The 7,044-nt window shown below is 72.4% G+C and carries 6 protein-coding genes; 3 read left to right on the forward strand and 3 right to left on the reverse strand.

Annotated elements, in window-relative coordinates; genetic code table 11:
* Positions 1-131: 131 nt before the first annotated feature.
* Together ACIBAF_RS29595 and ACIBAF_RS29600 are read left to right on the forward strand one after the other, a co-directional pair.
* Positions 132-497 carry a hypothetical protein gene (locus ACIBAF_RS29595; RefSeq protein ID WP_399467214.1) on the forward strand — a complete coding sequence of 122 codons (366 nt, stop codon included), beginning with the start codon at positions 132-134 and terminating at the stop codon, positions 495-497.
* A 91-nt stretch (positions 498-588) separates the two neighbouring features.
* On the forward strand, positions 589-2,001 hold the full coding sequence (locus ACIBAF_RS29600) for a S28 family serine protease (protein WP_399467090.1): 1,413 nt from the start codon (positions 589-591) through the stop codon (positions 1,999-2,001).
* A 46-nt stretch (positions 2,002-2,047) separates the two neighbouring features.
* Here ACIBAF_RS29600 and ACIBAF_RS29605 read toward each other — a convergent pair whose 3' ends face one another.
* The 3 genes from ACIBAF_RS29605 to ACIBAF_RS29615 all read right to left on the reverse strand — a co-directional run bounded on the left by ACIBAF_RS29605 (position 2,048) and on the right by ACIBAF_RS29615 (position 5,959).
* On the reverse strand, positions 2,048-2,683 hold the full coding sequence (locus ACIBAF_RS29605) for a hypothetical protein (protein ID WP_399467091.1): 636 nt from the start codon (positions 2,681-2,683) through the stop codon (positions 2,048-2,050).
* Between the two features lie 180 nt (positions 2,684-2,863).
* Entirely contained in the window at positions 2,864-4,666 is a 1,803-nt protein-coding gene (locus ACIBAF_RS29610; RefSeq protein WP_399467093.1) for a glycoside hydrolase family 3 protein, read from the reverse strand.
* Between the two features lie 384 nt (positions 4,667-5,050).
* The gene (locus tag ACIBAF_RS29615; protein WP_399467095.1) at positions 5,051-5,959 is read right to left on the reverse strand and encodes a LysR family transcriptional regulator; all 909 of its coding nucleotides are present in this window, start codon (positions 5,957-5,959) and stop codon (positions 5,051-5,053) included.
* An 87-nt stretch (positions 5,960-6,046) separates the two neighbouring features.
* Here ACIBAF_RS29615 and ACIBAF_RS29620 point away from each other — a divergent pair.
* Positions 6,047-7,044, forward strand: a 998-nt coding sequence (locus ACIBAF_RS29620; protein WP_399467097.1) for an EamA family transporter, incomplete at its 3' end; no start/stop codon positions are given.

Below are 7,044 nucleotides of genomic sequence, written 5' to 3' on the forward strand. Positions count from 1 at the left end.
ACACGTCGTGCGTCCGTACATCAGTACGGCAATCGCGAGTGAGGTCGGCGGGATACGGCCGTCGCGTACGGCGAACGCGGGAGGGGACGGGGACCGTGGGCAAAGGTGCGAGGAGTGCGACAGTGCGGCGGCTGGGGGTGGGACTGGCCGTGCTGATCGCGGGCGCACTGCTGGCCGTCGTGGCGCCGGGCAGCGCCCAGGCGGCGCCGTCCACGACCTGCGCGGGCCACAAGGTGCGCACCCTGTCGTTCTCCACCGGCTCGGTGCTGGTCTACAAGAACGGCGGCCTGGTCTGCGCCGTCACCGTCCAGAAGCACCCCGGCACGGTGCGGCAGATGTCGGTGAGCGTGCAGGCACGCGGCCATGTCGCCGTCGCCAAGTCCTGGAAGCACGCCCGTACCTCCCCCTCCGTGACCGTCTACGCGGGACACCGGTGTGTGCGGGTGACGGGAGCGGTGGCGGCCGGCCGATACGGCTCGGGCTGGATCCTCTGCTAGCTCCGACTCACCAAGTCCCTCTGGTGTGACGGGTGTTGTCGGCGATAGTTTCCGGCGACGCACATCTGTCTCACAGGGAGGGTGCACGCGCATGCGCAAGGCGCTCAGATGGCTGCTGGCGCTCACCGTGCTCATAGGCACGTTGAGCACGGCGGGCGCGGCCACCGCCGCGGAGCCGCAGCCGGCCGACATCAAGGACCGGCTTCTCTCGATCCCCGGCATGAGCCTGATCCAGGAGAAGCCGTACCCCGGCTACCGCTACTTCGTCCTGAACTACACCCAGCCGGTCGACCACCGGCACCCGTCCAAGGGCTCCTTCCAGCAGCGGATCACGGTGCTCCACAAGGACGTCAGCCGCCCCACGGTCTTCTACACCGGCGGCTACAACGTCTCCACCACCCCCGGCCGCCGCGAGCCCACCCAGATCGTGGACGGCAACCAGGTCTCCATGGAGTACCGCTTCTTCAACCCCTCCCGCCCCGACCCGGCCGACTGGTCCAAGCTGGACATCTGGCAGGCGGCGAGCGACCAGCACCGCATCTTCCAGGCGCTGAAGAAGATCTACAGCAAGAACTGGATCTCCACCGGCGGCTCCAAGGGCGGCATGACGGCGACGTACTACGAGCGCTTCTACCCCAAGGACATGGACGGCGTGGTGGCCTACGTGGCCCCCAACGACGTCGTCAACGACGAGGACTCGGCGTACGACCGCTTCTTCACCCAGGTCGGCACCAAGGAGTGCCGCGACCGTCTGAACGCCGTGCAGCGCGAGGCGCTGGCGCGCCGGGAGCCGCTGGAGAAGAAGTACGAGGCGTACGCGGCGGAGAACGGCTACACGTTCACCACCATCGGCACCCTGGACCGCGCCTACGAGGCCGTCGTCCTGGACTACGTCTGGGGCTTCTGGCAGTACAGCCTGCTGTCCGACTGCGACACGATCCCCGCGAACGCGGCGACGGCGACGGACGACGAGATCTGGACGTCGATCGACACGATCTCCGGCTTCTCCGCCTACACCGACCAGGGCCTGGAGACCTACACCCCGTACTACTACCAGGCGGGCACCCAACTCGGCGCACCCACCATCCACTTCCCGTACATCGAGAAGAAGTACATCCGCTACGGCTACCAGCCGCCGCGCAACTTCGTCCCCCGCGACATCTCCATGAAGTTCCAGCCGTGGGCGATGCGTGACGTCGACACCTGGGTCAGGCACAACGCCCACCACATGCTCTTCGTCTACGGCCAGAACGACCCGTGGGGCGCGGAACGCTTCCGCCTGGGCAAGGGCGCGAAGGACTCCTACGTCTTCACGGCCCCCGGCCTGAACCACGGCGCGAACGTGGCGGGCCTGGTCGCGGACCAGAAGACCCTGGCGACGGCCCGGATCCTGGCCTGGGCGGGCGTCTCACCCTCAGCCGTGACCCAGGCCAAACCCCTCGCGAAGTTCGACGCCAAGCTGGACGTCCGCGACGTGGAGCGGGAGCCCGCGCTTCGTCCGTGACGCCCTGTGAGCCCGTGGGACGCCGTGCGCGCTCAGCGCACGGCGTTCACACCGGCCGGGCGCAGCCCACCGGGTTCGGGGCGCCGCCGAGTTGGACGTACAGGGCCGTGGACGGTGGGCAGTTCGCTCGGGCCGGTACCGCCTTCGTCACCTTGTACTGGGGGGTTCGCGTGCCCGAGCCGTCGCAGGCCGTCTCGCGGACCCGGCCCTGGCCCGCGCCGTACACGCAGTCGCCGACGATCGTGCGGGGGCCGCCGCCGGCGCCCGGGTCGCCGGGGTGGGGCGGCTGGAGGGTGCGCATGCAGGCGTAGCCCGGCGGGATGGAGCCGGCGCCGGTCTCGGCGGGCTGTTCGCCGATGTGGAGGACGAAGTCCGTGGTCGGCGGGCAGGGCGGGCCCTCGGCGGCCGTCCCGTCGTGCCGGGCGACGACCCGCGCCGCCGCCCGTTCCCCGCCGCACGGCACCTCGGTGAAGCTGATCGTCCCGAAGGAGCTGCACTCGCCGACGGCGAGGAAGAGCGGCCCGATGCCGGAGACGGGGGCCAGGGAGGAGGGAGGCGTTCGTGCTGTCGTGGGCGCGCTGCCGTCGGAGCCGTCATCCGAGGACAGCAGTTGACATGCCGTCAGGAGAAGGGTGGCGGTCAGCGTCCCGCAGGCCACCCTCACGGACCGGCTCCCGCGCATCGGCCTCCCCCCACCCGCCCCGACGCTCCGATGCCCCGACGAGCAGGGCCTGACCCAGCGTGACCCGTCACGCCCGGCGCACGCCAGCCGCGCGGAGTGCATTGCGCGTGGGTGCGGGGCGCGCGCTCGGCGCTCGGCGTACGGCCGGTACGTCAGGCCCCGTACGTCAGGCCCCGTACGTCAGGCCCCGTACGTCAGGCCGTGGCCGATCGGGTACAGCACCTGCGTCGGATCGTCCGCCCGTCGCACGGGCGCCGGCAGTTTCCCGCGCGGCGCCACCGTCCCGGCGATCACCCGGGCGGCGGCCCGCAGTTCGACGTCGGTCCACGAGTAGGCCGCCAAGTGAGCTTTCACCAACAGCAGTTGGGCCGCGTCGTACGGGTTGCGGATCGACACCACCACCAGCGGACGGCCGGTCGGCGCCAGGTGCTTCGCCAGTTGTTCCACCAGCGTGCGCTGCCCGCCGTCCGCCGTCACGTTGTACGTCGTCACCACCACGGCGTCGGCCGTGTCCGCCGCCGTCACCGCCTGAGTGATCGTCTCGGGCGGCGGGGCCGTGCCCGTGGACAGGGCCGTCGCTGTGAAGCCCAGTTCGGTGAGGGCGGCGGCCAGGACGCCGGTGGGCGGGCCCGTGGTGCCGGTGGGCGAGGCTGGGTCGGCGCCGACGACCAGGACGCGGGGGTGGGTGCGGGGGGACAGGGGCAGCACCTGCCCCTCGTTGACCAGCAGCGTCGTCGTCCGCTCGGCGATCCCGTCGGCCGCCGCGAGGTGCGCCCGGGCGCCGACCGTGCGTCCGACCCCGGCCGGGTCGACGTACGGCTCGTCGAAGAGTCCCAGCCGGGTCTTCAGCCGCAGGATCCGCAGGACCGACTCGTCGAGCCGCCGCTCGGTGAGTTCCCCGTCCTGGACGGCCTTCCGGACGGCGTTGAAGGCCACGTCCAGCTTGGGCGGGTTGAGGAGCTGGTCGACGCCGGCCTTGAGCGCGAGCACGGGCACCCGGTCGTCGCCGTACTTGGTGCGCACGCCCGCCATGTCGAGGGCGTCGGTGACCACGACCCCGTCGTAGCCGAGCTTCTCGCGCAGGATGCCGGTGACGATGGGACGGGACAGGGTGGCGGGGTCTCCGGAGGCGTCGAGGGAGGGCACCAGGATGTGGGCGGTCATGAGGGAGTCGACGCCGGCCGCGATCGCCGCCCGGAAGGGCACCGCGTCCAGCGTCTCCCACACCTGACGCGTATGGGTGATGACGGGGAACCCGGTGTGGCTGTCGACGGCCGTGTCCCCGTGCCCGGGGAAGTGCTTGGCGGTCGCCGCCACCCCCGCCGACCGGTAGCCCTCGATCTCCGCCGCGACCAGCGCGGCCACCGCGTCCGGGTCGGCGCCGAAGGAGCGGACGCCGATGACCGGGTTGGCCGGGTTGACGTTGACGTCGGCGACGGGGGAGTAGTTCTGCCGGACGCCCATCGCCCGCAGCTCGCCGCCCGCGAGCCGCCCGAGCGTGCGGGCGTCGGCGCGCGAGCCGCCGGCCCCGATCGCCATCGCGCCCGGGAAGAGGGTGGCGGGCCTGCCCACCCGGCAGACGGCGCCGTGCTCCTGATCGGTGGAGATCAGCACCGGCAGACCGCGCGGCTGCCCGAGCGAGGCCCGCTGGATGCCGTTGGAGAGGTCCGCGAGCTGCCGCGGGTCGCGGGTGTTGTGCGCCCACGTGAAGTAGATGATCCCGCCGGGCCGGTAGCGGGCCAGCAGCTCGGCGGCCGTGCGTACGCCGAGTTCGGTGCGGTTGGCGTCGACGTCGGCCTGGTCGGGCGCGGTCGCCGAGTGGCCGTACACCCGCGAGACGAAGACCTGGCCGACCTTCTCCTCCAGCGTCATCCGCGCGAGGAGGGCGCTCGGGTCACGGTCGCTCGCGGACGCCGCGGCGCCGACGGTCAGGGCGGCGGTGACACCTGCGGTGGCGGCGAGGACGGTGCGTCGGGAGGGCATGTGCGCTCCTTACCGGAGGCCGAAGGCCGGGTGGGGGGTCCGGGTGGGGGCCGGGCGGGGGCCCGGTGGCGCACGCTACCTGGAGCGGCGCCGCCATCGGCGCATTGGAGGGGGGCGCGCCGATGACGGCTCGGCTGCCGGTTCGCGGTGCGGCGGAGAGGGTGGGTCAGCGATCGCAGCCAGTAGCGAGGGCCGACACCGCACCGAGGTGACTCATCCGACAACTTGCGGGTTGGACGAGCGGGCCTCGGACAGGGTTCCCGCTCCCGCCCGGATTTCCGGAAGTCGGTACGGGTGAGACGTGAGGGGACTCCTGGGACGCGGTCGGCAGGGGCGTGCGGGGCACCCGGGGCATGCACCCAGGGCGCGTGGGGCCGGTGCCCCTCAGTGGGCCGACACGCGCGGCCACTGCTCGCGCAGCACCCGCACCGTCTCCGCGATCGCCGGCCGCCGCGCCGCGCCCGTGCGCCACAGCGCGTACAGCCGCCGTACGGGAATCGGGTCGAGCGGCACCTCCACCACCCCCGGCGGCAGCGGGCCGCGCCCGAGCCGGGGGATGAGGGCGACGCCGAGGCCGGCGGCGACCAGGGCGACGAGGGTGGGGTTCTCCTCGGCGGTGTGGACGACGTCCGGCTCGTGCCCGGCCGCGCGCAGGGTGCGCATCAGCCAGTCGTTGCAGACCCGGCCGGGCGGCTGGCAGATCCAGCGCTCACCGCCCAGCTCCTCCCGCCGTACCGCCGTACGCCCAGCGAAGGGATGACCCTCGGGGACCAGCAGGTCGCACAGGTCGTCCCCGATCACCGCCTGCTCGACACCCGCCGGGGCCGGCAGCGGGGCGATGTCCCAGTCGTGGGCGACGGCGAGGTCCACCGCGCCCTTCGCGACCAGGTCCACCGACAGGTGCGGGTCGATCTCGCTGAGCCGGGCGTCCAGGGCCGGGTGCGCGCGGGCCAGTTCGGCGAGGACGGACGGCAGCAGGCCGCGGGCCGCCGAGGGGAACGCCACCAGGGTCAGCCGACCGGCCGGCACCCCGCGCCGCTCCTCCAGCTCGGTCTCCGCACGCTCGACGATCGCCAGCAACTCCTTTGCCGTGGCGGCGAGTTGGAGCGCCTCGTCGGTGAGTCGGATGCCGCGCCCCTCCCGCTCCAGCAGCACCGTCCGGGTCTCCCGTTCCAGCTTGGCGATCTGCTGGGAGACCGCCGACGGGGTGTAGCCGAGGGCGGCGGCCGCGGCGCCGACCGTGCCGTGGACGGAGACGGCGTGCAGGGCGCGGAGGCGTTGGAGATCAAGCACCGCAGGTCCAATCGGTAGTGTCGCTTCATCCAACCGTGCAGTAATCATCGCTGGTGCTTCACGGTCCGCACCAGTGATCCTCGACGCATGCGACCCGCTCACCTTCTGCTCGCCGTTCTCGTCGCCGCCGTCTGGGGCGTGAACTTCACCGTCGTCGAGATCGGCCTCGACCACTTCCCACCGCTGCTCTTCTCGGCGCTGCGCTTCCTGGTGGCGGCGCTGCCCGCGGTGTTCTTCGTGGGCCGCCCGAAGGTGGCCTGGAAGTGGATCGTGGCGGTGGGCCTGGTGCTGGGCGTGGCGAAGTTCGGGCTGCTATTCGTCGGCATGGACGCGGGCATGCCGGCCGGACTGTCCTCCCTGGTCCTGCAGATACAGTCGGTCTTCACCGCCGTCGTCGCCTTCGCCGTACTCGGCGAACGCCCCACCCGGGTCCGGGTGCTGGGGATGGCCGTGGCCCTCGCCGGCATCGCGGTGGCGGCCGTCGACGAGGGCGCCTCGGGCCCGCTCGGCGCGTTCGCGCTGGTCGTCACGGCGGCGGCCTGCTGGGGGGTGTCCAACGTCCTGACCCGCAAGGCGTCCCCGCCGGACTCCCTGAACTTCATGGTCTGGGTGAGCACGGTCCCGGTCCTGCCGCTGCTCACCCTCTCCCTCCTCACGGAGGGCCCGTCCAGGGACCTGGCCGCACTGCGCGGGCTCGACTGGCAGGGCGTCGGAACGGTCGTCTACGTCGCCTGGGTCACCACGGTCTTCGGCTTCGGCGCCTGGGGCTGGCTGCTGCACCGCCACCCGGCGTCCACGGTGGCCCCCTTCTCCCTCCTCGTCCCCGTCTTCGGCATGACGTCCGCCGCGCTGTTCCTCGACGAGTCGGTAAGCGTCCTGCGCTGGTGCGCGGCCGCACTGCTGGTAGGCGGCGTGACGCTGACGTCACTGACCCCGACGAAGAGAGCAGCTCCGCCGACGACCACACCGACAACGGCGCCGACGTCTCCGCCTGCGGCTTCGCCGACGTCTTCGCCTGCGGCTTCGCCGACGTCTTCGCCTGCGGCTTCGCCGACGTCTTCGCCTGCGGCTTCGCCGACGTCTTG

Origin of the sequence: Streptomyces sp. NPDC051677, assembly GCF_044453465.1 — a bacterium.
GTDB lineage: Bacteria > Actinomycetota > Actinomycetes > Streptomycetales > Streptomycetaceae > Streptomyces.

Excerpts from the sequence above, each read along its gene's own strand:
- ACIBAF_RS29605 (WP_399467091.1), bottom strand. The coding sequence starts at position 2,683 with ATGCGCGGGAGCCGGTCCGTGAGGGTGGCCTGCGGGACGCTGACCGCC.
- ACIBAF_RS29600 (WP_399467090.1), top strand. The coding sequence starts at position 589 with ATGCGCAAGGCGCTCAGATGGCTGCTGGCGCTCACCGTGCTCATAGGC.
- ACIBAF_RS29610 (WP_399467093.1), bottom strand. The coding sequence starts at position 4,666 with ATGCCCTCCCGACGCACCGTCCTCGCCGCCACCGCAGGTGTCACCGCC.